Here is a 24,675-nt window from a genome sequence, read left to right as displayed (position 1 = left end):
ATGGTTGATACAACAATGAATGACAAAATATTTAATGTTTCGATGTCACCCCATATTCGTGATAACGAATCCATTTCCAAAATAATGTGGACGGTGATCATCGCTCTGACGCCGGCGGCCTTATTTGGCGCCTTTAATTTTGGTTATCGGGTTCTGATGGTACTGTTAATTGGAATGGGCTCGGCGGTTTTATTTGAATACCTGACCCAGAAAATCAGAAAAAAAGCCATTACCATTCGTGACGGCAGCGCATGTTTAACCGGACTGCTGCTGGCGATGTGTCTGCCGCCGACAATTCCCTTTTATATGCCGGCCGTGGGTTCATTTATTGCTATTGTCATCGCTAAACACGCCATGGGCGGCTTAGGCTTTAATATTTTTAATCCGGCCCATATCGGGCGGGCGGCCTTAATGATATCCTGGCCGGTGGCGATGACAACGTGGAGTAAAATGACCACTGGGGTGGATGTGGTGTCAACAGCGACGCCCCTTAATATTCTAAAACAGCAGGGTTATCAAAAACTGATCGAAACTTTTGGTTCCGCCCCGGACATGTATCAGGCCTTATTCCTGGGCACCAGAAACGGGAGCATCGGTGAAACATCGACGGTATTGCTGCTGCTGGGCGGGTGTTTTTTAATCTATAAAAAATATATTAACTGGCAGGTGCCGGTGGTGATGGTTGGCACGGTGGGGATCCTGACCTGGGTCTTTGGTCCGGCCGGACTCTTTACCGGCGATCCGCTTTTTCATATGATGGCCGGGGGACTGATCATTGGCGCCTTTTTTATGGCCACCGATATGGTCACCATTCCGATTACCATTAAAGGTCAGGTGATTTTTGCTTTAGGGGCGGGGATTCTCACAGTCCTGATTCGCTTAAAGGGCGGCTATCCGGAAGGGGTTTGCTATTCGATTTTATTGATGAACAGTATCACACCATTGATTGACCGATTTGTTCAGCCAGTCCGATTTGGTCTGAGGGGGGAAGCAAAATGACAGAAGAACACGGAACTAAGCACTATTCCATTTTTCAGATTGCCATCAATTTGGCCATCGCCTGTTTTATCTCTGGGTCGATTATTGCCGTGACCTATTTTTTCACCGCTCCGATTACCCGGCAGAATGCTGAAAATACCAAAACTGAAATGATGCAGGAGCTGGTGGCTGATTCGGACAAATTTATCCCGGTAGAGGGAAAAACTGACTGGTTTATTGCCAACAAAAACGGTGCAGTGATCGCCTATGTCATCCCGGAGGACACCAAGGGTTATGGTGGCACCATCAAAATGCTGGTGGCGATATCGCCAGAGGGTCAGGAAATTGACTATCAAATCTTGTCGGCCAATGAAACCCCGGGGCTTGGCGACAGCGTGGCTAAAGATGAGTTTAAAGAGCAATTCCACGGTAAAACGGCGGAGGCCATGGTCGTGACTAAAGATCCGGCCAATACGGAGAATATCCAGGCCATCACCGGGGCCACCATTTCGTCGCGAGCCGTTACGGCCGGGGTGAAGGCAGCCGAAACAGCGGTTATGGAATATTTGGAGGCACAGAACTAAGATGAAGAATTTATGGGATATCTTTAAAAAAGGCGTGATTGTGGAAAACCCTATTTTTGTACTGGCACTCAGTCTGTGTCCGGCGCTGGCAGTTACCGCCTCGGCGATTACCGCCTTAACAATGGGGCTTTCAGTGATGTTTGTGATAACCGCCAATAATGTGGTGGTCTCACTGACCCGGAAACTGGTCAACCCCAAGGTCCGGGTGCCGGTTTATATTACCTCGATTGCCACCATCGTAACCCTGGTGCAGCTGTTGCTCCAGGCTTTTGCGCCGGAGCTTTACAAGGCACTGGGAATCTACCTGGCGTTAATTGTGGTGTTCGCCATTATTCTCGCTCGGGCCGAGGTGTTTGCGTCTAAGAACTCCGTGATACCCTCATTTTTCGATGGCCTGGGAATGGGGACCGGCTTTACCCTGGCGTTGTTGCTGATTGGCTGTATTCGGGAATTGCTGGGAGCCGGATCGATTTTCGGGATCCCGGTTATTGGCGACTGGTATGATCCGGCGTTAATTATGATCTTGCCAGCCGGCGGTTTTATCTTAATCGGCTATCTGGTTGGCGGCTTTAAAATGCTGACCGAATATATGGAAAAAGTGGAAGCAAAAAAGGGTGATGCATAATGGAATATTTTACTTTATTTATCAGTGCGGTGATTGTTAACAATTTCGTCTTAACAAAATTCCTGGGACTATGCATCTTTTTTGGGGTGTCAAAAAACCTGAATGCGTCGATTGGCATGGGGATGGCGGTTACTTCGGTGATGACCCTGAGTTCAATGCTGGCCTGGGTGGTTTACAATTTTGTCTTGGTCCCGTTGAATCTGACCTTTATGACAACGGCAGTGTTTGTCTTGTTAATTGCCAGCTTTGTTCAGTTGCTGGAAATGATTATCAAAAAACAGGCCCCGGCCCTTTATAACATGTGGGGCATTTATCTGCTGCTGATTGCCACCAACTGTGTTGTTCTGGCGGTACCGTTGCTGAATGCGGAATCCAGCTTTTCGTTCTTAAAAAGTGTGGTTTATGCGGTGGGTTCCGGTCTGGGTTTTGCCCTGGCGATTATTTTAATGGCCAGTCTGCGAGAAAAACTGCGCCTGGCCGATGTCCCCAAACCGTTGGAAGGACTAGGCATCGCTTTTATCTTAGCAGGGATGCTGGCCCTGGCCTTCACTGGTTTTTCAGGCATGATAACATTGTAGAGGAGTGACAGAGATGGAAACAGCAATAATGGTTGTCGTTGTGATGACCGTAATCGGGTTGGTATTTGGTCTGATTCTGGCATTTGCCGACAAAAAATTCTCAATTGAGGTGAATCCGCTGATTCACATTGTCGATGATATTCTGCCTAAGGGGCAGTGTGGCAGCTGCGGTTATGCCGGTTGTCTTGCCTATGCCGAGGCCGTGGTCTTAAACCCGGAGGTAGCCCCTAATTTATGTATCCCCGGGAAAAAACCGGTGGCTGATCTGGTGGCCGAGTTAACTGGAAAATCGGCGCCGGAAATTGAACCACGAATTGCCCAGGTGCGGTGTAAAAATACCATTACCCATGCGATTAAGAAATATAATTACGCTGGCGTGGAAGATTGTATTGCTGCCAGCCTGATTCAGGGTGGGCCTAAGGGCTGTGAATATGGTTGCGTTGGTTTTGGAACCTGTGTCCATAGCTGTCCCTTTGGGGCGATGGTCATGGGCGAGGATCATCTGCCGTTGGTGGATGAAAAAAAATGTACCGGTTGCGGTAAGTGTGCCACCGTTTGCCCCAAGGCGATTATTCATATGACCCCCATTGGTACCCCGGTGGCGGTGCTCTGTAATTCCCGGGACAAGGGCGTCGTTGCCCGTAAACTGTGTTCGGTGGATTGTCTGGGTTGCGGATTGTGTAGTAAAAGCTGTTTGTTTGACGCCATCACGATTGAAAACAATCTGGCGGTGGTTGATCCGAAAATATGCATGGAAAAATGCGCGAAGCCAACCTGTCTGGAAAAGTGTCCGACTGGAGCGATCTATGATTTAAGAACAGTGTGAAATTTTAATCTTTAACCTAACGCAAGCATAAAAAAAAACAGCCGGTCCGGATGACCGCGCTGTTTTTTTATATTAGGAATGAAAAGAAAAAGAGGAGATGTTTATCTCTTGTCTTTATCTTAGGCCCTGAACCTTTAGCGAAACTTTGAAAGAGGTTAAGTTTAAGTTAAATTAAGATTGCACCGGGGCCAATTCAATAAGGCATTTCAGTCCATAACACCGTTGACAAAAATCAGACGGTATGATAATCTTTATCACAATTAAAGAGTTGGGGAGCTTATGCATATAGGCTGAGAGGAAGTAAATCGCTGCTTCGACCCATGCACCTGATACGGATAATGCCGGCGTAGGAAACCCATGTCAATCTACTGTGCATTCGTGCACAGTTTTTTTGTATAAAAAATTGGCATAATGCAGAAATATGCAGTATACGGATTTATTCCTCAAACGTTTTAATGTAATCGGTGCAGTCTTAAAACGAAAGGAATATACTATGCAAAATGAAAACAAACTGTCAAACCGGAGTCTGAGTCTGTTATGGTTTGGAGCGGCTATTTCCATTGCCGAAGTCATGACAGGAACACTGATTGCACCATTGGGTCTGAAGGATGGGATGATGGCCATTATCATTGGCCACATCATTGGAACCATGATTCTTTTTCTGGCCGGGGTCATTGGGTCACAAAGTAAACTGGCGTCGATTGAGTCGTCCCGGATTTCCTTTGGGAAATACGGATCTTACTTTTTTTCGGTCATGAATATCCTCCAGCTGATTGGGTGGACGGCAGTGATGGTAATTACCGCGGCAAAAGCCATCGACGGGGTTACCCTCAATGTCTTTAACTACCAAAACACAATGCTCTGGTGCCTTATCATTGGCGTTGTTATCACTGGGTGGGTCCTGGCCGGATTTAAAAATATCGAAAAACTCAATTTTGTCGCAGTGGGGCTGCTTTTCGTTGGTTCCATTATCTTGAGTTTTCAGATTTTCGGTGGGGCGGCCAGCAGCTCGGCAGTTGAAGGAACGATGACATTTGGGGGTGCGGTCGAGCTTAGTGCGATCATGCCGATATCATGGTTGCCGCTGATTGCTGATTATACCCGGTTTTCAGAGCGGAAAAAGTCAGGTGTCATGGTTAGTTCGGTTAGCTACTTTATCGGCAGCTGCTGGATGTATATCATCGGTTTGGGTGCCGCCCTTTATGTGGGTACCACAGATATTTTTGTCTTATTGACGGCCATGGGGCTTGGGGTAGTGGCTCTGATTATCATTCTTTTTTCCACCGTCACAACGGCCTTTCTGGATGTTTATTCGGCCGGAATCAGCTTTATCAACATAACCTCAAAGGTCAAAGAAAAAACCGTGGTTCTGGCAACCTGTGCGATCGGCGTTATCCTAGCGATGATCACCCCGATTGAGCAATATCAGGATTTTTTATATTTGATTGGGTCGGTGTTTGTGCCGCTGTTTGCGATTCTATTGACGGAATATTTTATCTTTAAGCAGGTCAGTCCCGATGAAAATAAGTTAATTGATCTAAAAAATGCCATAATCTGGATCGCCGGCGTATTGATTTATCGATACCTGATGGGATTTGACTTTCCCATTGGAGTCACCCTGCCGGCAATGGTTCTGATTGCCATCTTGTGCATATTAGTAGAAAAAGGGAGAGTATTATGTTCGAAAAAATCTTAACAACTATCAGTAACCAGCCGCCGCTGGTCCATTCCATCACCAACTATGTAACCGTGAACGACTGCGCCAACATCGTGCTGGCCTGTGGTGGGGCACCGATTATGGCTGACGATATCAATGAGGTGGAAGAAATTATTGCCATCTGCAACGCCCTGGTGATTAATATCGGCACCCTTAACGAGCGGACGGTGGCTGCGATGATTAAGGCCGGGAAAAAAGCCAACAGTCTCGGCCGGCCGGTGATTCTCGATCCGGTCGGCGCTGGTGCCTCGACGCTACGGACGAACACGGTGTTTAAGCTGTTAAAGGAAGTTCAGTTCAGCGTGATCCGCGGCAATGTCTCGGAAATTAAAACCATCGATCAGGGCAGCGGTACCACCAAAGGGGTCGATGCTGATATCAGCGATGCAGTGAACGAAGAAAATCTCGATCAGATGGTTGTCTTTGCCAAAGCCCTCAGCGCCAAAACCGGGGCTGTCATTGCGATCACCGGCGCCATCGACATTGTCGCCGATCGCCACAAAGCCCTGGTGATTCGTAACGGTCATCCAATGATGTCCCGGATTACCGGCACCGGCTGCATGCTGACCACGGTCATTGGTAGTTATTGCGGGGCCAATCCCGATGAATTGCTGCTGGCGACCGCTGCCGCAGTTAGTTGTCTGGGTTTGTGCGGGGAGCTGGCCTTTGCCAAGGTTCAGGCTCATGAGGCCGGCACGGCATCTTTTCGCACCTATCTCATCGATGCCATGAGTCGGATGGATAGCCAAACATTGGAAGGAGGGATGAAGGTTGAAACTCGATAAAAATACGATGCTGCTCTATGCGGTGACTGATCGAACCTGGCTGGGCGACCGGAGCCTGGCCGATCAGGTTGAAGACACCTTAAAAGGGGGCGCGACCTTTATCCAGCTGCGGGAAAAGGAGTTTGATTTTGATGACTTTGTCAAGGAAGCCCAGGCGATCAAAAAATTAACCGATGCCTACAAAATCCCCTTTGTCATTAATGATGACGTCGAAGTGGCCCTGGCGGTGGACGCCGATGGGGTTCATGTCGGTCAGGACGATATCGATGCGGGGGAATTGCGAAAGCGGATTGGCGATAAAATTATCGGCGTTTCGGCGGATACGGTGGAACTGGCCTTAAAAGCTGAAGCCGACGGCGCCGACTATATCGGGGTGGGGGCCATCTATGCCACCGCCACCAAAATGGATGCCGAGGTAGTGGCGTTTGAAACGATTGCGGCCATCTGTCAGGCGGTCTCAATTCCGGTGGTGGCCATCGGCGGGCTTAATGAAACGAATATTCACACCTTAACAGGAACCGGGGTGGATGGGGTGGCCCTGGTATCGGCCATCTTTGCGAAAGCGGATATCATCAGTGCGACCCAGGAACTGAGATCTTTATCCGAGGCGATGACACGATCATGAACCAGGCAATTACGAATGTGGAAGGGATGATCTTTGATCTCGACGGCACCCTGATTGATTCGATGCCGGCCTGGGAAAATATCGGCAGTGATTTTTTAAAAAAACACGGGATTGTTCCCCCGAATGATCTTAATGAGACTATTAAAACCATGAGTTTTGCTGAATCGGCCCGCTATTTTATCGAGTTTTACGGGGTCGCCATGACGGAAGCACAGGTCGGTGATGAAATTAACGGCATGATCCGGGAAAATTATGCCAGACATATTGTCCTAAAACCCTATGTTAAAGAGACACTGGATCACTATTTAAACCAGGGCATCAGAATGGGTATTTTAACCGCCACCCACAAGACCCTGACCGAATTGGTCTTGCGCCGCTTTGGCCTGTTGGATCATTTTGACTTTATTCTGACTTCCGGGATGACCGGTCTGCCTAAAAGTCAGCCGGAGATTTATCATCAGGCGGTGGCACAGCTGGAACTGCCGGCCCAGCGGATTACCATTTTTGAAGATTCCCTGTATTGCATCAAGGCGGCCAGAGAAACGGGCTGTCATATTGTCGGCGTCTTTGATGAAGCCTCTAAGAATGATTGGGAAGCGATCAAGAATAGTTCAGACTGTGCGATTATGAGCTTTAAGGAGTTGTTATGATGAAAAAGGTCTTATCAATAGCCGGGTCGGATTGCAGCGGCGGAGCCGGTATCCAGGCCGATATAAAAACGATTATGGCCCATGGCAGTTATGCAATGACGGTGATCACTGTGTTAACGGCGCAAAATACCACTGGAGTTTACGGAATTTCTGAAGTTATGCCTGACTTTGTGAAAAATCAGCTGGATTGCGTCTTTACCGATATTTTTCCCGACGCCGTTAAAATCGGCATGGTTTACAACGCTGCGATTATTGCAAGTATTGCCAATCAACTAAAACAGCACCAGGCCAGCAACATTGTCCTGGATCCAGTGATGGTAGCCACCAGCGGCGGCCGACTGTTGAGTGATGATAGCATCGAAAGTTTAAAAACAGAGTTGATGCCCCTGGCCGACCTGATTACCCCCAATATTCCGGAGGCTGAATGTCTGTGTGGATTTGGCATTCATTCCCGGTTGGATATGGTCAGAGCCGCTAAAAAAATCGCGGCAACCTATGCTGGCAGTATTCTGATCAAGGGCGGCCATCTGTTTGAAAGTGCCGATGATTTTCTGCTGATTCAAAATCACACAGGCAGCGAAGAAGTCTGGTTTCCCGGTGTGAAAATTGATAATCCCAACACCCATGGCACCGGCTGTACCCTGTCCGCGGCGATTGCCTGCAATCTGGCCGCCGGTGCTGAAATGAAAGCGGCGGTGAAAAAGGCCAAGGATTACGTGTCCGGAGCATTGGCCGCCAATTTGGATCTGGGCCATGGCAGCGGGCCCCTGGATCATGGTTTTCAGGTGACCCGGAGATAAGCAAAACCGAAAGTAAGAAAAGGCGAGGCGCAAGCCAAGTCGTCAGTCAGATCAGAAAAGCCAATTGATTCCTAACCAGGTGTTTTAACCATTGGGTAATCAATTGGCTTTTAAGATGGTGGCCATTCTTGCTGCAGCACTTTCTCGACAAAGAGGCGGGCCAGATTTTCATCAAATTGAAGGCCGGCGCATTTTTTGATTTCTTTAATCGCTTCGGCTTCGGTCAGAGCCCGACAATAGGGGCGCTCGGTGGTCATCGTACAATAGGCATCGGCAATGGCAATAATCCGACCCTGCAGGGATATTTCATCAGCTTTGAGCCCTTTAGGATAGCCTTGCCCGTCCCAGCGCTCATGGTGTTCAAGGACAAATTTGGCAATTTCAGCCAGTTCATTGACGGAGCGGAGAATATGGTAGCCGATTTCGGGATGACGTTTGATCTCTGCCCATTCGCTTTCGCTGAGTTTTTCAGACTTGGTTAAAATCGCTTCATCAATGGCAATTTCGCCAATATCATGGCGCAAACCGGCCAGACCAAGCTGGTTGATGGCTTCAGTGTCAAAGTCGAGAGTCCGGGCCAGGGCCTGACAGTATTCGCTGACCGCTTGGGAATGAATGACCTCCTGGTGGTTACGTTCGTAAATGGAATTGACAATCAAGTCAATGGTGGCCCGTTTGATGCTGGGGCTGATGATCAATTTATGCTGATACATGGCATCTTCGGCTCGTTTAAAAACATCGTTCAGATCGTCATGAGGATCTTCTTTGAGGGCAAAACCCATCGAAACCGATAAAATAGTGTGGTCAATTTGAACCTGGGAAACGGCAACATTGAGTCGCTTTACAATACTCTCGACACTTTGCTGATCCGTGTGCGAGAACAAAACCACAAACTCATCGCCACCAACCCGGGAAGCGATTTCATCATGACGGCACTCTTTTTTCAAAATTTCAGCAAACTCCTTTAAGACTTTGTCGCCCATTTGGTGGCCGTAGGCATCATTAATCAGCTTAAGTCCATTAACATCAGCCATAATCAAAGCAATCGGCAGGTTTCGCGGGGTATCGAGACGAAGTAGTTCTTCTTCGTAGAAACGGCGGTTGTAAAGCCCCGTTAATTGATCGTGGTAGCTTAGGTAAAGAACCGCTTCTTCGGCCTGTTTTCTTTTGTCAATGTTACGGCTGACGCCAACCAGTTCAATATCACCGCTGACATGATAGCGGTATTTGGTGGAAACCTCAACCCAGATAAGCCGTCCATCTTGGCAGGGTTGCTGTATTTCAATCAGATAGGTATTAGGGGCATCAGGGTTGGCGATAAAGGCGTTGACATTTTTTTTCAGCTCCGCCCGGACCCGTTGAAGTGATTCGCCTGTCATCGAGACCTCCAGATTTTCGGCGATAGCTTCCTCGGGGGTAAGGCCTCTCAACTGAAAAATAGCGGGACTCATGTAGGTGAATTTATTCTGGCTAAGATTAAAAAGCCAAATCACATCAGAGGCGAATTCAGTCAGAAAGCGGTACTTTTCTTCACTTTTGATCAGGGCGGCCTCGGCGTTTTTCCGGTCGGTAATGTCATTGATAATACTGATGATATGGGGGGTGTTATTCATTTGGATGATTTTGGCAGACATGGCACAAATTCGGATTTCCCTATCTTTATTTCTGAAATTCAATTCAAAATCATCAATCGACTGGTTGGCAGTGATCTCCTCGAGAAGTTTTTCCCGATCGGCGGGGTTTTCATAAAGATTAAGGTCCAATACGCTCTTATTCTGAACGTCTTCCTGGCTGAAGCCGGTAAAATTGAGAAAGCCGAGGTTGAAATTCACAATTTTGCCGTCCGGTAAGGTTGTGATCAGGCTGGCATCGGGACTGAGATTAAAGATTTGTTCAAATTGTTCTTTGGCTGAGCGGATCTCCGAACTGACCCGTTCATTGACCATTATAATAAAGGTAAAGGTGACAATAATATTGGCGATAAAGGCTCCGGTAAAAGAAATAATCTGAAAAAGTGATGGCGACAGGGCATTGTCGAGCGGTGGCGAAAATAATCCGTGTACAGCTCTCACAACAGCAAAAACTCCGGTTGTGGCGAATAATAAGAAAAGCAACTGGATTTGTCGTGGTATCAGGGCGTTTTTATGGTTATTCAGGGTTTGGGCACTCAACAGAGAAATCAGACCAATCGACAGATTAATCGCGAAAATTCGTGCCGAAATCGAGTCGAAAATAAACTGAAAATAGATCAGAGCGAAGAGGCAAAATCCGAAAATAATCGGCGGAAACCATCTGTTTTCGGGCAGCTCTAAAAAACGAACCAGGCCCATATACTGAAAAATCAGCGCCAGTAGCAAGAGTGCATTACCGATAACAACGGTGAACAGATCATTGAAATTGTTACCTTGAAGCATAACAAAAAGAAACCCCAGGGCATAAAAGGAGCAGCTGACTCCAAAGTGATCAACACCGGGATATTTAGACGAAAGCAGGAGTATAAAAATAGCCTGAAAAATACTGGAAAGGACTAATATCAGGGCTATCGTAGCGAGATCGATATTCATGGGTGCCTCTCATAAGGTGACAATTAATAACCTGAAAAAAATTGCGGTCCACATTTTAAGAAACGATAAACTATGGTTATTATATCCCGATTTGCAAGAAAAAAACATAAATAAAAAAAAAGAGCAATATGAAAATGATTTTCAAATTACTTTGACAGATCAGTATTTTTGAGGTAATATGAAAATGATTTTCAAATTCATTTAAGCGGGGGATAAAATGGGAAAACCGTCTTACTATAAAACAAAGCAACAGGATACGATCCTGAAATATTTAATAGCCAAAAAAAATCAGCATATTACCGTCAATATGATTGCTGAATTTTTAGAAAAGCAGGGCACGCCAGTGGGAGTAACCACCATTTATCGACATCTTGATAAGCTGGTGGAGCAGGGTGAGCTGCAAAAGTACATCATCGATGGGGTAACCAGTGCCTGTTTTCAGTATATTGGCGAAGAAGCCCATTGCCATGAGCATTTTCATCTGAAATGCGAGAATTGCGGAACCCTGATTCATCTGGACTGTGGTTATATGAAGGATCTTTACACCCATGTATTGAACCACCACGCCTTTGACATCAATACATTCAAAACAGTTTTTTATGGATTATGTAAAAGTTGTTCAGCTCATGAAAAAAACAATCAGGAGGCCTTGTGATGAAAAAGATAGGTGTTGTTTTAGTGGCGCTGCTGATTTTGGCAGTGGGCGTAACCGGTTGTACCAAAAATACGGCGGCCAAAAACGCCGATAGCTCCGGAAAAATTAGTATTGTTACGACTATTTTTCCGGTTTTTGATTTTGCCAGAGCCATTGCCGGGGATCAGGCCGAGTTGACGATGCTGGTAAAACCAGCCGCCGAAGTTCATTCCTATGATCCCTCCCCGGCTGATATTATCAAAATTCAGGATGCCGATGTGTTTATCTACATTGGCGGCGAAAACGATGCCTGGGTCAGCACGATTCTGGAGTCCATGGATACCAGTGATAAGAAAATTATTCGTCTGATGGATGCGGTTAAGCCGGTGGCAGAGGAAATCGTAGAAGGGATGGAGGCTGAAGAAGAGGAAGGGGACACAGAAACGATTCAAAAAGAAGCCAAACCAGCCGAGGCCGAAATTGAGTATGACGAACATATCTGGACAGCACCTAAAAATGCCATCTTGATGGTCAATGAAATCGCCGCCGCATTGGCCGAAGTGGATACCAAAAACGCCGCTACCTATACCAAAAATGCCGCCGCTTATACAGCGCAGATCCAGGCTGTGGATGATGAAATCGCCGGGATTGTGGCAGCCTCCACCAATAAGTTGCTGGTCTTTGGCGATCGCTTTCCGTTCCGATATTTTGTCGATGAATTCGGTCTGGAATATCAAGCGGCATTTCCTGGTTGTAGTACCGATACCGAGGCCAGTGCGGGAACTTTGGCCTATCTGATGAATACCATCAAGGAGCAGAACATTAAATATGTCTACTATATCGAGCTCAGCAATCACAATATTGCCAGGGCCATCAGTGAACAAACCGGAGCCCAGCAGCTGCAACTTCATTCGGCTCATAATGTCACAAAAGACGATTTTGAGGCTGGGGCAACCTACGTTTCAATTATGCAGCAAAATGCCGAAAATCTGCGAAAGGGGCTGACCAACCAATGAAATTAATTTCCTGTGAAGGGGTCACCATCGGATATGATGGGCAACGGGCCGTAAACAACGTCAGCTTTGATCTGGAGCAGGGCGACTATCTGTGTGTGGTGGGCGAAAACGGTTCGGGGAAAAGTACCCTGGTCAAAGGTCTATTGGGACTGATTAAACCTCAGGAGGGCAGCATTACCTTTGACGGTCTCGCCCCAAATGAAATTGGTTATCTACCGCAACAGACGGTGATTCAACGGGACTTTCCAGCCAGCGTTAGCGAGGTGGTGATCTCCGGCTGCCTCAATCGCCGGGGACTGTTGCCCTTCTACTCGCGCTTGGAAAAGGAACGGGCCGCGGCTAAGATGGAGCAGTTGAATATCACCGATATCAGAAAAAAATCCTATCGTGATTTATCGGGCGGCCAGCAGCAGCGGGTGCTGTTAGCCCGGGCCCTTTGTGCCACCGAAAAATTGCTGCTGCTGGATGAGCCAGTGGCCGGATTGGATCCAATGATGACGGCTGAGTTGTACCAACTGGTCGCGGAACTCAATCAAAGCCAGGGGATCACCGTATTGATGGTCTCCCATGATTTGGATAGCGCCATCCAATACGGCAACAAAATTCTTCATATGAAAACCGCAACGGCCTTCTTCGGGTCAACCGCAGACTACCTAAAAACGGAAATGTGTCAGCAGATGATGGGGGCGCGTAAAAATGATTGAATTGCTGACTGAGCTATTATCTTACGCCTTTGTGGTCAGGGCCCTCATCGTTGGGGTTCTGGTGTCGCTGTGTGCGGCCCTTTTGGGGGTGAGTCTGGTGTTAAAGCGCTACTCGATGATCGGCGACGGCTTGTCCCATGTCGGCTTTGGGGCCCTGGCCCTGGCCATGGCATTAAACCTGTCACCGCTGGAAGTGGCCATTCCGGTGGTGGCGGTAGCCGCTTTTGTGTTGTTGCGGATCAGCGAAAACAGCCGGATTAAAGGCGATGCCGCCATTGCCCTGATTTCCAGCAGTTCGCTGGCCATCGGGGTGATTATCATTTCCTACACATCGGGAATGAATGCCGATACCAGTAATTATATGTTTGGTAGCATTCTGGCGATGAGTGAAAGCGACGTGTTGCTCAGTGTCGGGGTTTCGGTAGTGGTTATCCTGTTGTATGTGTTGTTTTACAACAAGATTTTTGCCGTTACCTTCGACGAAAGTTTTACCCGGGCAACCGGTACCAATGCTGGCCGCTACAATACCCTGATTGCCCTGTTAACGGCGCTGACCATTGTGGTGGGGATGCGGATGATGGGCGCGTTGCTGATTTCCAGTCTGATTATCTTTCCGGCCCTGACGTCAATGCGTTTGTTTAAAACCTTTAAACAGGTGGTGATCAGTTCGGCTATTTTGTCGGTATGCTGCTTTGTAGCTGGTATTATCCTGTCCTTTATTTTCTCTTTTCCCACCGGTGCCAGCGTGGTGGTGATCAATTTATTGATGTTTGTCATCTTTTCGGCGATCGGACTGGTTAAGAAAGCGATAGCTTAGCTAGCTTGTCGTAAAATAACAACAGAAAACTCAGAAGCGGAGGTTCAATCATTTATGAAGAAAAATGCTGCGGTCGTGTATGCAGTCTTGGCAGCCCTGCTATTTGGAATTAATGCACCTTTTTCCAAGCTGCTGCTAAACGAAATACACCCCTTGTTTCTGGCGGCGCTGCTTTATCTGGGCGCGGGATTGGGGATGACGGTGCTGACGGTTTTAAATAAAACCCGACGGACTGCGACTACAGAAGCAAGACTTACCCAAAAAGAAATGCCCTCAATTATGATGATGATTTTGCTGGATATCGCGGCGCCGATTTTTCTATTGCTGGGGATCAGTCTGACTAACTCCAGTACCGCGGCCTTATTAGGAAATTTTGAAATTGCGGCGACCGCAGTGATTGCCATGATTTTTTTTAAAGAAGCGATTGGCAAACGGATGTGGATGGCCATTATATTGATCTCTCTGGCCAGTATCATTCTGACGGTTAGCAATGTTGCGGCGATTAACTTATCGATGGGGGCGGTTTTCGTGATGCTGTCCTGTGTTTGCTGGGGTTTGGAGAATAACTGCACCCGGAATCTATCGATTAAAGATCCGGTGCAGGTGGTTATCCTGAAAGGCTTTGGATCGGGACTAGGGGCTTTGCTGATTGCCATGATCTGGGGTGACCTGTCCGGCTCGTTGCTTTATATTAGCCTGGCTATGTCCTTAGGTTTTGTGGCCTATGGTCTGAGTATTTTTTTCTATGTCAAAGCCCAGCGGGGACTGGGAGCCGCCCGAACCAGTGCCTATTATGCGGCAGCCCCTTTTATGGGAGTGCTGATATCCTGGCTGGTACTTAAGGAACCGATTACTTTTTCGTTTTTAATAGCCTTGGCCATCATGGTTCTGGGGACCTGGCTGGCGCTATCGGAAAATCACGAACATGATCACATCCATCTTGAGGAGACCCACGATCATAGTCATAACCACGATGATGCACACCATCTTCATGCGGATCATCCGCCGGTTACCGGTGAGCATTGTCATGAACATACCCACAAAAATACGGTTCACAGTCACTGCCATCTGCCGGACGTTCACCATCGGCATATGCATTGACATATACATTGAGATGAACGATTATTGCTATATACGAAAAAAGAACTTAGTCCGCGCTGATCATAACAGTGCGACTAAGTTCTTTTTTGTAATCAGCTAATATAAATAACGAGATTAGATAACCTGAAAATAAGGCTTGATTTCAAAAGGGATCAATTGTAAAACCCGTTTGCTTTCGTCAATGATTTCATCAATTCGGCTTTCATCAATATGCATCAGGACAAAATGAAGGCTGGTCAGGTAATCCAGACATTCTTCCTGAGAACAGTCAAACTCGCCATTGGCATAGGCTAATTTTACCGATAATGAGGAAGCCATGGCAGATCGGGCAATCATCGATATTTCATCAGGACATCGTTTCAGTTTTAATTTGTATCGGCGGTCATGGATTTTATAAAGATGAACAACGCTTTGGGAAAAGGTATCTTCATGCTTTTCATCAGCATGTTCTTTAATAAAACGCATGACATTGGGATCACATAGATGCAGCATGTCATATAAACGGATTTCCACTGCGGTACTCACCTGCAAGTCGGCCGGCTGACCTTTGAAATATTCTAAATAGAGTCTAAAAGCAACCCTGTTCTTATGTTCGACCAGAAATTTTTCGGTCACTTCCCGGGCTAAATTAGATTTTGATTTAAAATAATAGGTGATTAAAGGCTTGGTAATCTCACAATCAGTGGCAATTTGATCTAAGTAGGTATTTTTATAACCTTGTTCGTAAAAAAGTTTTGTGGCAACCTGGATAATATTTTCTTTCTGATTTTTCATATCTGTCTCTCTTTGTTTTCGATGCTGTTATTGTATCGTTTAATCTTCTCGATATCAAGGCAAAACATCAGATCTGAAGAAAAATATTTTACCGGTAAAATTTATGTTGACAATTCGTAAAAATAGGACTATACTGCAATTACTTTACCGGTAAAATAAATAACGGTTCAGGGAACCTGGTGCGGGTAAGAATGCTGGCGATTAATCAGGCCAGCCGGAAAATGATGACAGCGTTGTCAGTTAATGACTGTAAACGATAATCATATCGGGTGATTGAGAATCAGAGAAAAGTGGCATTTAAACGAAGAATCGTTTCAAATATAAACAAGATCGAAAAGGAGAAAGAAAATGATAATTATTGGCGAAAAAATTAACGGTGCTATTCCCTCAACCGCGAAAGCGATAGCGGCAAAGGATGTCGAATTTATCCGGAACCTGGCGATTAAGCAGGCCGAAGCTGGGGCTAATTTCATCGACGTCTGTGCCTCAGTGGACGATGACATCGAACTGGAAACGATGAAATGGTTGATTGACATCGTTCAGGATGCTACTGACGTGCCGATTGCAGTGGACAGCCCCAATGTTTATACCTGCATTGAATCGATGAAATACTGCAACAAACCAGGACTGTTTAACTCCGTGTCATTAGAAGGGGACAAGGTCGATGTGGCCTTTAAGGTACTGGCCGATACCAAGTGGGAATGTGTGGCTTTGCTAAACAGTGACAAGGGCATCCCTAAAACCGCCAAGGATCGTCTGGAAGTGTTCACTGACTTAATGGCAAAATGCCAGGAATATAAGATTGACCCCTCCCGCATGCACATCGATCCCTTGATTGAAATGCTGTGCACCTCGGAAGATGGGATTACCATGGTCACCGAAGTCATTCGGGAAATCAAAAAGCAATATCCAACCATTCATGTCACCGGTGCCGTCAGCAACATTTCTTTCAATTTACCAGCCCGCCGGATTGCCAACCAGGCCTTTGCCGTTCTGGCCATGAGCGCCGGCATGGACAGCTTTATTCTCGATCCCCTGAACAAGGATATGATGGGAATGCTGTTTGCCACCGAAGCGATGATGGGTGAAGATGAATACTGCATGGAATATATCGGTGCTTTCCGGGAAGGTATTTTCGTAAAATAAGTTACAACCAAACCCGGCACTCACACAGGTTCCGGGTGATTAAAATAAAAATTAGTATAAAAATCAAAGGAGAAATTGAAAATGTCAAAAATTGAAGATGTAAAAGTATTGGTCGAAACCGGTAAATCAAAGAAGGTTGCCGCAGCCGTTCAGGAAGCTCTGGATGCCGGTGATAAAGCGCAGGATATTCTGGATGCAATGGTTGCCTCCATGGGCGTGGTCGGGGATAAATTCTCATCTGGAGAAATCTTTGTTCCAGAAATGTTAATTGCCGCCAAAGCGATGTCCAAAGGGGTAGAAGTGTTAAAACCAGTGATGGCCGGCGATGGCGCCAATTCACTGGGAACCTGTATCATGGGAACTGTAGCCGGCGATCTGCACGATATCGGTAAAAACCTGGTTGTGATGATGCTTGAAAGCGCTGGCTTTGATATGGTTGACCTGGGCGTTGACGTACCGGCAGACAAGTTTGTAGAAGCGGTAAAAGAAAATAATAATGTTGTATTAGTTGCTTGTTCTGGTCTGTTAACCACTACCATGCCAGCGTTAAAAGAAGCCGTTCAAACGATTAAAGCAGCTTATCCGGATATGAAGGTCATTGTTGGTGGGGCTCCGGTTACACCAGAGTACGCTACAGAAATCGGCGCCGATGGTTATGCACCGGATGCCGGTAGTGCTGCTGCTAAAGCCAAAGAACTGATTGGCGCTTAAGCCGCTACAAGAACAGTAACAATTATCCCAAATAAAGCATAAGAAGGAGAAGTTATGTTAACAATCAGAGAAAATTTGCTGGAAACAATGAAGGGTGGCAATCCGGATCGTTTTGTCAAACAATATGAATTTATTGATCTGATCATGGAAGTACCAACTGGTACAGAATTTAAATATGGTCAAACATGGAAAGATCATTGGGGTATTACCTGGCAATGGCCAGAAGGCCAGTTAGGCATGTTCCCGGTTCATCACGATGGCTTGGCGGTGATTCAGGATATTACCGAGTGGAAAAAAACCGTCAAAAAACCAGCCATTGCCACCTCAGACGAAGCCTGGGCGCCAGCGATTGCTCACGCCAATGCCGTTGACCGTAAAGAAAAGTTTGCGACGGCCTTTTTCGCACCAGGTCTCTTCGAAATGACCCATCACCTGATGGGCATGGAAAACGCCCTGATGGCCCTTTACGAAGAGCCAGAAGCAATGCAGGAACTGATTGACTATCTGACTGAATATGAATTGGAATTTGCCGCCGTGATGATGGAAAAATTGAAGCCGGAAGCCATTTTACATCATGATGACTGGGGCAGCCAGATTTCTTCCTTTATTTCGCCAGAAATGTTTGAAGAATTCTTTGTGCCATCGTACAAAAAAATCTATCAGTTCTATAAAGACAATGGCGTGGAATTGATTATCCACCATAGTGACTCCTATGCGGCTAATTTAGTGCCTTACATGATCGAAGTGGGCATTGATATCTGGCAAGGGGTAATGAACACCAATAATATTCCGGAACTGGTTGAAAAATACGGCGACAAGATCACCTTCATGGGCGGTCTTCACAGCGGTACTGTTGATTATCCCGGCTGGGAAAAAGAAGTGGTAAAAAAACAGGTGGAAGAAACCTGTAAAGCCAATGGCCACAAATACTTCATTCCTTGCCAGACATCTGGTCTGCCAATTGAGAATTTTGAAGGCGTTATCGCTTATATCGATGAGTGCATTGATGAAATGAGCAAAGAACTGTTTTAATCGTTAAAGTTATTACCGCAAAAACCTGTATCGCTATCAAGCGATACAGGTTTTTGCTTTTTGTTGAACTAAATTTAAAAAATACTGATGCACCGTCAGATCCGCGGTCAGCTCCGGGTGAAAGGAAGTCACTATCATGTTTCCCTGTCGGGCGGCCACAATATGATTATCAACCCGAGCCAGAATGTTCACATCGACGCCGACGCTTTCGATATAGGGCGCCCGGATAAAAACCATCGGGATTTTTCCGCCGGCATCAAATTCAGCCTCCGTCTGAAAGCTGCCCAGCTGGCGGCCATAGGCGTTTCTGCGGGCTACCATATTCATCGTGCCAAAATGAATGGTGTTATCTTCGGCAATCTGGCCCGCCAGCAGAATCAGTCCGGCGCAGGTGCCCAGCACCGGCAGGTCAGCTTCAATGAGGTCTTTCAGGGGTTCAAAGAGCGCCAGCTCCTGCAAGAGCTTGCCGATAACGGTACTTTCGCCCCCGGGGAGAACCAGGCCATCAAGGGGATGGCTGGCCAGATCTGCGGGTTTTCTAATTTCAATGCAGTGAACACCCAATTGCTTCAAAGTGGTGATATGTTCGGAAAAAGCGCCCTGGACTGCTAATACACCAATGGTTATCGCCATTAGATGCCTCGTTGGGCCATCAATAAGGCAATTTCCTGCTCGTTGATACCCACCATGGCTTCGCCCAGATCTTCTGAGAGTTCAGCCAGCAGTTTGGCATCATTGTAATTAGTCACCGCTTTAACAATGGCTTGAGCCCGTTTGGCCGGATTGCCGGATTTGAAGATGCCGGAGCCGACAAAGACCCCTTCAGCCCCCAACTGCATCATCAGAGCCGCATCAGCCGGAGTGGCGATGCCGCCGGCAGCAAAGTTCACCACTGGTAGTTTGCCGGTTTCATTGACCAGCTGAACCAGCTCGTAAGGTACCTGCAGATCCTTGGCCACCTGGTAGAGTTCATCTGCTCTGGTGTTTTGAATCGTGCGGATCTGCTGGTTGATCAGGCGCATATGGCGAACGGCCTGAACCACGTCGCCGGTACCCGGTTCACCCTTGGTGCGAATCATCGCAGCACCTTCACTGATTCGTCGCAGGGCTTCACCCAGATCTTTGGCGCCGCAGACAAAGGGTACTGAAAAACCGGTTTTGTCGATATGGTAGGTATCATCGGCTGGCGACAGCACCTCGCTCTCATCAATATAATCTATTTCGATGGCTTCCAGGATCTGGGCTTCGGCAAAATGACCGATCCGCACCTTGGCCATTACCGGAATGGAAACCGCGGCTTGAATACTCTTGATCATTTTGGGATCACTCATCCGCGAAACCCCGCCGGCCGAGCGGATATCAGCGGGAATCCGTTCCAATGCCATCACCGCACAGGCACCGGCTTCCTGGGCAATGCGGGCCTGCTCGGCCGTGGTAACATCCATAATTACCCCGCCTTTTAACATTTGGGCCAGGTTTTTGTTTAGTTCATAGCGATTATTCATTTAAGTATCTCCTCAATTTGATTTTCAGTTCTTCAATGTGGTTTGCATTCTTATTGTAATACAATTCTGATATCATTATAAGTATCAAAAAATACAAAAATGACAGGATCAGAATGGAAAAATAAAAAATTGATTGGTAAGACAAAATAGTGGGTATACTGAAATAGAACGAAGTTTTGCTTTGGGCAAATTGCGAAAAAATTTAATTGTGCAAAAATGAAAAAAAGAGGGTGATTGATGATGCAGCAGACAGATGTTGAAGCGCTGGGAATAGGCTTAGAAAAACCCATCGAAAACTTATTCGTTGCTGATGTTTATATCGAGCTGAAAACAAGTGCGGAAGGTCTGACGTCTGAGGAAGCGGCAGCACGATTGGCGCATTTTGGTGAGAACAGTATTCAAAAAAAGAAGGGTAAACCGCTGATCTGGAAATTTCTGGCCAATTTTACCCACCTGATGGCCATTCTCTTATGGATTGGCGGCGTGGTGGCCCTGATAGCCCAGCTGCCCCAACTGGCCATTGCCATTTGGCTGGTCAATGTCATTAATGGATTATTCAGTTTCTGGCAGGAGTTTCAGGCCGAAAAAGCGATTGAAGCGCTGGGACAACTACTGCCGACCTATGCCCGGGTGATCCGGGATGGAGCCGAAGTCAAAATTCTGGCCGAGGAACTGGTGCCCGGCGATCTGATTATTCTGGCCGAGGGCGACCGCATTTCGGCCGATAGCCGTCTGGTTGAGGACAATGATTTCAGAGCTGATCAGTCGATTCTGACCGGGGAATCCCATCCGGCCCATAAAACCAAAGATGTTGGTCATCGGACTGACCTGGGTCGTTCGGAACAGCCCAACCTGATTTTTGCCGGAACCAATGCGGCTTCGGGGGCCTGTAAGGCGGTGGTGTTTGCCACTGGGATGAATACCGAATTCGGTAAAATTGCCGATCTGACCCAGAACATGGTGGAAGTACCCAGTCCGCTGCAGCTGGAAATGGGACGGATCACCCGGCTGGTTTCAGCGATGGCGATCAGCATGGGGGTCATCTTTTTTGTGCTGGCGGTTCTGCTTGCTCATGTCAATATTACCGAAAGTTTTATTTTCGCCATGGGGATGATTGTGGCTTTTATCCCCGAAGGATTATTACCCACGGTGACCTTATCCCTGGCCATGGGAGTCAAGCGGATGGCCAAACGCAATGCTTTAATCAAACGCTTATCAGCGGTCGAAACCTTGGGCTGTACCACGGTGATTTGTACTGACAAAACCGGAACCCTGACCCAGAATGAAATGACGGTTAGTGACTGCTGGATGGTCAATCAGCAAATTACGGTAACCGGGGTTGGTTATGCCCCGGAGGGGGAAATAATGGCTGGTGAGACCGTTATTTCGCTGGCCGAAAACCAGGATATGCGAAAACTGTTGCTGGCCGCCAGCCTCTGCAATAATTCCCGCTTATTGCCGCCCTCCCCGGAAATAAACCATTGGAATATTCTCGGGGATCCTACCGAGGCCGCCCTGGTGGTGGCCGCCCGGAAGGGTAAAATTGATCTGGACGCGGAGCTTTCGCACAGTCCGCGGTTGCGGGAGCTGCCCTTTGAGTCCCATCGCAAGCGGATGAGTACGATTCATCAGGTATCCCGTGATATCTCAGATCTCGAAAAGCTGGCCTATATCAAGGGGGCACCCAAAGAGGTGTTGGATTTGTGTACCCATTATCTCAAAGACGGTGAAGATGTGGCGATGGATGAGGATACCCGTAAGCAGGTGATGGCGGCCAATGATGACTATGCCCGCAAAGGACTTCGGGTTTTGGCAGTAGCGATGCGGATTCTCACCAAAGACATGGGTTTGTCCGAGCGTCTCAGCGACTATACGCCTGATCACATTGAAAACAATATGACCTTTTTAGGTCTCACGGTGATGGCGGATCCGCCCCGGGTGGAAGTGGCAGCAGCGGTTAAAAAATGCCATCAGGCTGGGATAAAGATTATTATGATCACCGGTGATTACGGCTTAACGGCCGAAAGCATTGCCCGGAGGATCGGCATTATCCATAGTCTTCAGCCCCGGATTGTCACTGGTGTTGAACTGGACGAAATTAATGACGTGGATCTTAAAAAAGCCCTAACTGAGGAAATTGTCTTTGCCCGGGTGGCACCGGAACAAAAGCTGCGGGTAGTCACCGCCCTCCAGGAGATGGGTAATGTGGTGGCGGTCACCGGTGATGGCGTCAATGATTCACCGGCCCTTAAAAAGGCTGACATCGGCATTGCCATGGGGATTTCCGGAACCGATGTGGCCAAGGAAGCCGCTGATATGATTCTCACCGACGACAATTTCGCCTCGATTGTCAATGCGGTGGAAGAAGGCCGGGGGGTATACAACAATATCCGTAAGTTTGCCACCTATATTTTAAACAGCAATGTCCCCGAGGCGGTGCCTTTTATTGTGTTTTTATTCGCCAAAGGGCAGATCCCGCTGCCGCTGACGGTCATGCAGATTCTGGCGGTGGATTTGGGTACCGATATGATCCCGGCCATCGCCTTGGGGGTTGAACTGCCAGAAGAAGGGGTGATGCAGCGTCCGCCAAGATCGCAGCAAGAACATTTGCTCAATCGACCGTTACTCATTCGTGCTTTTCTGTTTTATGGGATCATGGAGTCGGCCATTGCGATGTCAGCCTTCTTCTTCCTATACTGGCAGAACGGCTGGCCGGGGATACCGATGGCTGACTCGGGCGAGATTTACCGAATGGCGACCACCATGACGTTAGGGGCGATTGTGGTTACCCAAATCGGGATTGTTTTCAATTGTCGAACCGAACGGGCCTCGGTGTTTAAGGTGGGGCTGTTCAGCAACCATATGATCTTAATCGGGATCATCTGTGAGCTAACGGTCTTCAGTATTCTGATCTACACGCCGTTTTTGCACGAGATCTTTAATACCGCCCCAATCGGCTTGATTGAATGGGCCTATCTCTTTATGTGGGTGCCAGTGGTGATTCTTATTGATGAACTGCGGAAGGCCTTCTTGCGAAATTGGGATAAACGACGCTTGGATAAAAAACATAATAAAACAGAGATTGAGAAAGGGGATAGCTAAATGAAAACCATTATAATAGGCTGTGGGCGAATCGGATCCGGTTTAGCTCTTAAACTGAATCAGAGTGCTCACGACATCACCGTCATTGATCAGGACCCATTGACCTTTAAACATTTGGGAGCCGGCTTTAAGGGAAAAACCATCGCCGGGGTAGGATTTGACCGGGATGTATTGCTTTCGGCCGGAATTGAGCGGGCAGACTCGCTGGCCGCGGTGACCTCCAACGACGAGGCCAATGCCCTCACCGCCCGGATTGCCAGTCAGATATTTGGGGTTCCCCGGGTCGTGTCAGCCCTTCATGAACCCCGCAAAGCGGAAATTTATCGGCGGCTGGGACTGCAGGTCTTTGATCCAATGTCCTGGGGCGTAAATCGGGTGGCCGATTTGCTGAGTTTTGCACCGGTTAATGTGGCCATGAGTATCGGGAATGGCGATGTCGATATTATGGAAATTGAGATACCAGCCTTGTTGGTCGGGCGACGGGTGGGGGAATTGACAATTCCTGGCGAAGTCAGCGTGGTATCGATCAGCCGCGGGAACCGCTCGATCATACCGGCGCTTAATACGGTGTTTGAAAACCGCGATCTGGTTCATTTAGCAGTGGCTGCGGTATCAGGGGAACGTCTTAAATCGCTGCTGGGATTAGGATAGAAAGGGGATATCAGATCATGAAAGTAATAATCGTAGGCGGCGGCAAGGTGGGCTGTTATCTGACTTCGTTGCTGCAAAACGGCGGCCATCAGGTTAAGCTCATTGAAATCCGAACGCATCAATTGGAACGGCTGGGTTGTGATCTGCCCAAAGAGGTGCTGGTGTTGGGGAGCGGCACCGACCCTAGTGTTCTGGAAGCGGCCGGGATCCGTTCGGCCGATGTGCTGGCGGTGGTGACTGGGGCTGATGAAATCAATCTGGTGGCTGCCACCATTGCCCGCCTGGAATATCAGGTGCCGCGAATTCTGGCGCGGATTAAAAATCCCAAGAATGCCTGGTTATTCACTCCGGAAATGGGGGTGGATGTGGCGTTAAACCAGGCCGAGCTGATGGCAACACTGGTTGCTGAAGAAATGTCAGTGGGGGATATGATGACCCTGCTTAAGTTGAACCAGGGACAATTTTCATTGGTGGAAGAAAAGGTTCACCCGGAATCGCTGGCAGTGGGTAAGACGGTGAGAGAACTGGGCCTACCTACCGAATGTGTTTTAGTGGCAATTATCAGAAATGGCCAACTGCTTATTCCCCATGGTGATACCAGGCTATTGCCGGCCGATGAGGTGCTGGCGATCATTCATGCCGCCGACCTTGAGGATCTGGCCCGGATATTGAAGCCAGCCCGCTGAGTTGGTCAATTGCTTGGGAATAAAAATTTTAATTTTTGTTCAGCGGATTGCATGCAGATATTTA

25 protein-coding genes and 1 riboswitch are annotated in these 24,675 nt (G+C 47.6%); of the genes, 21 read left to right on the top strand and 4 right to left on the bottom strand.

Features of this window, described 5'->3' with window-relative positions; all coding sequences use genetic code 11:
- From A3KS_RS0106240 to thiD, 10 genes are all read left to right on the top strand, one after another.
- Positions 1 to 999 carry an RnfABCDGE type electron transport complex subunit D gene (locus tag A3KS_RS0106240; protein ID WP_026394188.1) on the top strand — a complete coding sequence of 333 codons (999 nt, stop codon included), beginning with the start codon at positions 1 to 3 and terminating at the stop codon, positions 997 to 999.
- On the top strand, positions 996 to 1,562 hold the full coding sequence (locus A3KS_RS0106235; protein ID WP_026394187.1) for an RnfABCDGE type electron transport complex subunit G: 567 nt from the start codon (positions 996 to 998) through the stop codon (positions 1,560 to 1,562). Before A3KS_RS0106240 ends, A3KS_RS0106235 begins: the two co-directional genes overlap by 4 nt.
- A gap of 1 nt (position 1,563) precedes the next feature.
- Complete coding sequence (rsxE, locus tag A3KS_RS0106230) at positions 1,564 to 2,187, top strand: electron transport complex subunit RsxE (RefSeq protein ID WP_026394186.1); 624 nt, start codon at positions 1,564 to 1,566, stop codon at positions 2,185 to 2,187.
- Entirely contained in the window at positions 2,187 to 2,765 is a 579-nt protein-coding gene (locus A3KS_RS0106225; protein WP_035355470.1) for an electron transport complex protein RnfA, read from the top strand. Before rsxE ends, A3KS_RS0106225 begins: the two co-directional genes overlap by 1 nt.
- Before the next feature lie 13 nt (positions 2,766 to 2,778).
- Positions 2,779 to 3,591, top strand: a complete 813-nt coding sequence (gene rnfB, locus A3KS_RS0106220; protein WP_026394184.1) for an RnfABCDGE type electron transport complex subunit B — start codon at positions 2,779 to 2,781, stop codon at positions 3,589 to 3,591.
- Between the two features lie 259 nt (positions 3,592 to 3,850).
- A riboswitch (TPP riboswitch) is annotated at positions 3,851 to 3,961 on the top strand.
- Positions 3,962 to 4,084: 123 nt separating this feature from the next.
- The gene (gene cytX, locus A3KS_RS0106215) at positions 4,085 to 5,287 is read left to right on the top strand and encodes a putative hydroxymethylpyrimidine transporter CytX (RefSeq protein WP_026394183.1); all 1,203 of its coding nucleotides are present in this window, start codon (positions 4,085 to 4,087) and stop codon (positions 5,285 to 5,287) included.
- Positions 5,269 to 6,093 carry a hydroxyethylthiazole kinase gene (gene thiM, locus A3KS_RS0106210; protein WP_026394182.1) on the top strand — a complete coding sequence of 275 codons (825 nt, stop codon included), beginning with the start codon at positions 5,269 to 5,271 and terminating at the stop codon, positions 6,091 to 6,093. Before cytX ends, thiM begins: the two co-directional genes overlap by 19 nt.
- Positions 6,080 to 6,718 (top strand): thiamine phosphate synthase, encoded by a 639-nt coding sequence (thiE, locus tag A3KS_RS0106205; RefSeq protein ID WP_026394181.1) that lies wholly within the window; start codon positions 6,080 to 6,082, stop codon positions 6,716 to 6,718. The genes thiM and thiE overlap by 14 nt, the downstream gene beginning before the upstream one ends.
- Positions 6,715 to 7,368: an HAD family hydrolase gene (locus A3KS_RS0106200; RefSeq protein WP_035355467.1), complete on the top strand. Its 654-nt coding sequence runs from the start codon at positions 6,715 to 6,717 to the stop codon at positions 7,366 to 7,368. Before thiE ends, A3KS_RS0106200 begins: the two co-directional genes overlap by 4 nt.
- On the top strand, positions 7,368 to 8,168 hold the full coding sequence (thiD, locus tag A3KS_RS0106195) for a bifunctional hydroxymethylpyrimidine kinase/phosphomethylpyrimidine kinase (protein WP_026394179.1): 801 nt from the start codon (positions 7,368 to 7,370) through the stop codon (positions 8,166 to 8,168). Before A3KS_RS0106200 ends, thiD begins: the two co-directional genes overlap by 1 nt.
- A gap of 110 nt (positions 8,169 to 8,278) precedes the next feature.
- Here thiD and A3KS_RS22410 read toward each other — a convergent pair whose 3' ends face one another.
- Complete coding sequence (locus tag A3KS_RS22410; RefSeq protein ID WP_051355696.1) at positions 8,279 to 10,732, bottom strand: diguanylate cyclase; 2,454 nt, start codon at positions 10,730 to 10,732, stop codon at positions 8,279 to 8,281.
- Positions 10,733 to 10,949: 217 nt separating this feature from the next.
- Between A3KS_RS22410 and A3KS_RS0106180 the strand changes: the two genes are divergently transcribed.
- The 5 genes from A3KS_RS0106180 to A3KS_RS0106160 are packed head-to-tail and all read left to right on the top strand — an operon-like array spanning position 10,950 to position 15,004.
- The gene (locus A3KS_RS0106180; protein WP_026394178.1) at positions 10,950 to 11,387 is read left to right on the top strand and encodes a Fur family transcriptional regulator; all 438 of its coding nucleotides are present in this window, start codon (positions 10,950 to 10,952) and stop codon (positions 11,385 to 11,387) included.
- Positions 11,387 to 12,382, top strand: a complete 996-nt coding sequence (locus A3KS_RS0106175) for a metal ABC transporter substrate-binding protein (protein ID WP_035355464.1) — start codon at positions 11,387 to 11,389, stop codon at positions 12,380 to 12,382. Before A3KS_RS0106180 ends, A3KS_RS0106175 begins: the two co-directional genes overlap by 1 nt.
- On the top strand, positions 12,379 to 13,086 hold the full coding sequence (locus A3KS_RS0106170; RefSeq protein WP_026394176.1) for a metal ABC transporter ATP-binding protein: 708 nt from the start codon (positions 12,379 to 12,381) through the stop codon (positions 13,084 to 13,086). The genes A3KS_RS0106175 and A3KS_RS0106170 overlap by 4 nt, the downstream gene beginning before the upstream one ends.
- On the top strand, positions 13,079 to 13,903 hold the full coding sequence (locus tag A3KS_RS0106165) for a metal ABC transporter permease (RefSeq protein WP_026394175.1): 825 nt from the start codon (positions 13,079 to 13,081) through the stop codon (positions 13,901 to 13,903). Before A3KS_RS0106170 ends, A3KS_RS0106165 begins: the two co-directional genes overlap by 8 nt.
- Before the next feature lie 54 nt (positions 13,904 to 13,957).
- A complete protein-coding gene (locus A3KS_RS0106160; protein WP_026394174.1) occupies positions 13,958 to 15,004 on the top strand; it encodes a DMT family transporter in 1,047 nt (348 codons plus the stop codon).
- A gap of 114 nt (positions 15,005 to 15,118) precedes the next feature.
- On the opposite strand, the gene A3KS_RS0106155 is transcribed toward A3KS_RS0106160, so the two are convergent.
- Positions 15,119 to 15,778 (bottom strand): TetR/AcrR family transcriptional regulator, encoded by a 660-nt coding sequence (locus tag A3KS_RS0106155; RefSeq protein WP_026394173.1) that lies wholly within the window; start codon positions 15,776 to 15,778, stop codon positions 15,119 to 15,121.
- Between the two features lie 348 nt (positions 15,779 to 16,126).
- Between A3KS_RS0106155 and A3KS_RS0106150 the strand changes: the two genes are divergently transcribed.
- The 3 genes from A3KS_RS0106150 (at position 16,127) to A3KS_RS0106140 (ending at position 18,667) form a co-directional block, all read left to right on the top strand.
- Complete coding sequence (locus tag A3KS_RS0106150; protein ID WP_026394172.1) at positions 16,127 to 16,924, top strand: methyltetrahydrofolate cobalamin methyltransferase; 798 nt, start codon at positions 16,127 to 16,129, stop codon at positions 16,922 to 16,924.
- An 81-nt stretch (positions 16,925 to 17,005) separates the two neighbouring features.
- A complete protein-coding gene (locus A3KS_RS0106145) occupies positions 17,006 to 17,635 on the top strand; it encodes a corrinoid protein (RefSeq protein ID WP_026394171.1) in 630 nt (209 codons plus the stop codon).
- A 54-nt stretch (positions 17,636 to 17,689) separates the two neighbouring features.
- On the top strand, positions 17,690 to 18,667 hold the full coding sequence (locus tag A3KS_RS0106140) for a uroporphyrinogen decarboxylase family protein (protein ID WP_026394170.1): 978 nt from the start codon (positions 17,690 to 17,692) through the stop codon (positions 18,665 to 18,667).
- A gap of 36 nt (positions 18,668 to 18,703) precedes the next feature.
- On the opposite strand, the gene pdxT is transcribed toward A3KS_RS0106140, so the two are convergent.
- Both pdxT and pdxS read right to left on the bottom strand, forming a co-directional pair.
- The gene (pdxT, locus tag A3KS_RS0106135; RefSeq protein ID WP_026394169.1) at positions 18,704 to 19,294 is read right to left on the bottom strand and encodes a pyridoxal 5'-phosphate synthase glutaminase subunit PdxT; all 591 of its coding nucleotides are present in this window, start codon (positions 19,292 to 19,294) and stop codon (positions 18,704 to 18,706) included.
- A 5-nt stretch (positions 19,295 to 19,299) separates the two neighbouring features.
- Entirely contained in the window at positions 19,300 to 20,172 is an 873-nt protein-coding gene (gene pdxS, locus A3KS_RS0106130) for a pyridoxal 5'-phosphate synthase lyase subunit PdxS (protein WP_026394168.1), read from the bottom strand.
- Between the two features lie 237 nt (positions 20,173 to 20,409).
- Between pdxS and A3KS_RS0106125 the strand changes: the two genes are divergently transcribed.
- Genes A3KS_RS0106125 through A3KS_RS0106115 form a run of 3 tightly spaced genes read left to right on the top strand, consistent with a single transcriptional unit; the run spans position 20,410 to position 24,611 of the window.
- Complete coding sequence (locus A3KS_RS0106125) at positions 20,410 to 23,274, top strand: cation-translocating P-type ATPase (RefSeq protein ID WP_156913209.1); 2,865 nt, start codon at positions 20,410 to 20,412, stop codon at positions 23,272 to 23,274.
- Positions 23,275 to 23,925 carry a potassium channel family protein gene (locus A3KS_RS0106120; protein WP_026394166.1) on the top strand — a complete coding sequence of 217 codons (651 nt, stop codon included), beginning with the start codon at positions 23,275 to 23,277 and terminating at the stop codon, positions 23,923 to 23,925.
- A gap of 17 nt (positions 23,926 to 23,942) precedes the next feature.
- Positions 23,943 to 24,611 (top strand): potassium channel family protein, encoded by a 669-nt coding sequence (locus A3KS_RS0106115; RefSeq protein ID WP_026394165.1) that lies wholly within the window; start codon positions 23,943 to 23,945, stop codon positions 24,609 to 24,611.
- Positions 24,612 to 24,675 lie beyond the last annotated feature (64 nt).

The organism is Acetobacterium malicum subsp. dehalogenans DSM 11527 (assembly GCF_000472665.1).
GTDB classification, from domain to species: Bacteria; Bacillota; Clostridia; order Eubacteriales; family Eubacteriaceae; genus Acetobacterium; species Acetobacterium malicum.
Note: the sequence above shows the minus strand (reverse complement) of the source record. Positions and strands in the feature narration are given on the sequence as shown.

What these genes read in the sequence shown, in the direction of transcription:
- A3KS_RS0106170 (WP_026394176.1), top strand. Translation starts at nt 12,379, where the DNA reads ATGAAATTAATTTCCTGTGAAGGGGTCACCATCGGATATGATGGGCAA.
- A3KS_RS0106165 (WP_026394175.1), top strand. Translation starts at nt 13,079, where the DNA reads ATGATTGAATTGCTGACTGAGCTATTATCTTACGCCTTTGTGGTCAGG.
- A3KS_RS0106240 (WP_026394188.1), top strand. Translation starts at nt 1, where the DNA reads ATGGTTGATACAACAATGAATGACAAAATATTTAATGTTTCGATGTCA.
- A3KS_RS22410 (WP_051355696.1), bottom strand. Translation starts at nt 10,732, where the DNA reads ATGAATATCGATCTCGCTACGATAGCCCTGATATTAGTCCTTTCCAGT.
- A3KS_RS0106180 (WP_026394178.1), top strand. Translation starts at nt 10,950, where the DNA reads ATGGGAAAACCGTCTTACTATAAAACAAAGCAACAGGATACGATCCTG.
- rsxE (WP_026394186.1), top strand. Translation starts at nt 1,564, where the DNA reads ATGAAGAATTTATGGGATATCTTTAAAAAAGGCGTGATTGTGGAAAAC.
- A3KS_RS0106125 (WP_156913209.1), top strand. Translation starts at nt 20,410, where the DNA reads ATGATGCAGCAGACAGATGTTGAAGCGCTGGGAATAGGCTTAGAAAAA.
- A3KS_RS0106150 (WP_026394172.1), top strand. Translation starts at nt 16,127, where the DNA reads ATGATAATTATTGGCGAAAAAATTAACGGTGCTATTCCCTCAACCGCG.
- A3KS_RS0106145 (WP_026394171.1), top strand. Translation starts at nt 17,006, where the DNA reads ATGTCAAAAATTGAAGATGTAAAAGTATTGGTCGAAACCGGTAAATCA.
- A3KS_RS0106200 (WP_035355467.1), top strand. Translation starts at nt 6,715, where the DNA reads ATGAACCAGGCAATTACGAATGTGGAAGGGATGATCTTTGATCTCGAC.
- thiD (WP_026394179.1), top strand. Translation starts at nt 7,368, where the DNA reads ATGAAAAAGGTCTTATCAATAGCCGGGTCGGATTGCAGCGGCGGAGCC.
- pdxS (WP_026394168.1), bottom strand. Translation starts at nt 20,172, where the DNA reads ATGAATAATCGCTATGAACTAAACAAAAACCTGGCCCAAATGTTAAAA.
- thiM (WP_026394182.1), top strand. Translation starts at nt 5,269, where the DNA reads ATGTTCGAAAAAATCTTAACAACTATCAGTAACCAGCCGCCGCTGGTC.
- A3KS_RS0106120 (WP_026394166.1), top strand. Translation starts at nt 23,275, where the DNA reads ATGAAAACCATTATAATAGGCTGTGGGCGAATCGGATCCGGTTTAGCT.
- A3KS_RS0106175 (WP_035355464.1), top strand. Translation starts at nt 11,387, where the DNA reads ATGAAAAAGATAGGTGTTGTTTTAGTGGCGCTGCTGATTTTGGCAGTG.
- A3KS_RS0106155 (WP_026394173.1), bottom strand. Translation starts at nt 15,778, where the DNA reads ATGAAAAATCAGAAAGAAAATATTATCCAGGTTGCCACAAAACTTTTT.
- A3KS_RS0106225 (WP_035355470.1), top strand. Translation starts at nt 2,187, where the DNA reads ATGGAATATTTTACTTTATTTATCAGTGCGGTGATTGTTAACAATTTC.
- A3KS_RS0106235 (WP_026394187.1), top strand. Translation starts at nt 996, where the DNA reads ATGACAGAAGAACACGGAACTAAGCACTATTCCATTTTTCAGATTGCC.
- rnfB (WP_026394184.1), top strand. Translation starts at nt 2,779, where the DNA reads ATGGAAACAGCAATAATGGTTGTCGTTGTGATGACCGTAATCGGGTTG.
- cytX (WP_026394183.1), top strand. Translation starts at nt 4,085, where the DNA reads ATGCAAAATGAAAACAAACTGTCAAACCGGAGTCTGAGTCTGTTATGG.
- A3KS_RS0106115 (WP_026394165.1), top strand. Translation starts at nt 23,943, where the DNA reads ATGAAAGTAATAATCGTAGGCGGCGGCAAGGTGGGCTGTTATCTGACT.
- A3KS_RS0106160 (WP_026394174.1), top strand. Translation starts at nt 13,958, where the DNA reads ATGAAGAAAAATGCTGCGGTCGTGTATGCAGTCTTGGCAGCCCTGCTA.
- A3KS_RS0106140 (WP_026394170.1), top strand. Translation starts at nt 17,690, where the DNA reads ATGTTAACAATCAGAGAAAATTTGCTGGAAACAATGAAGGGTGGCAAT.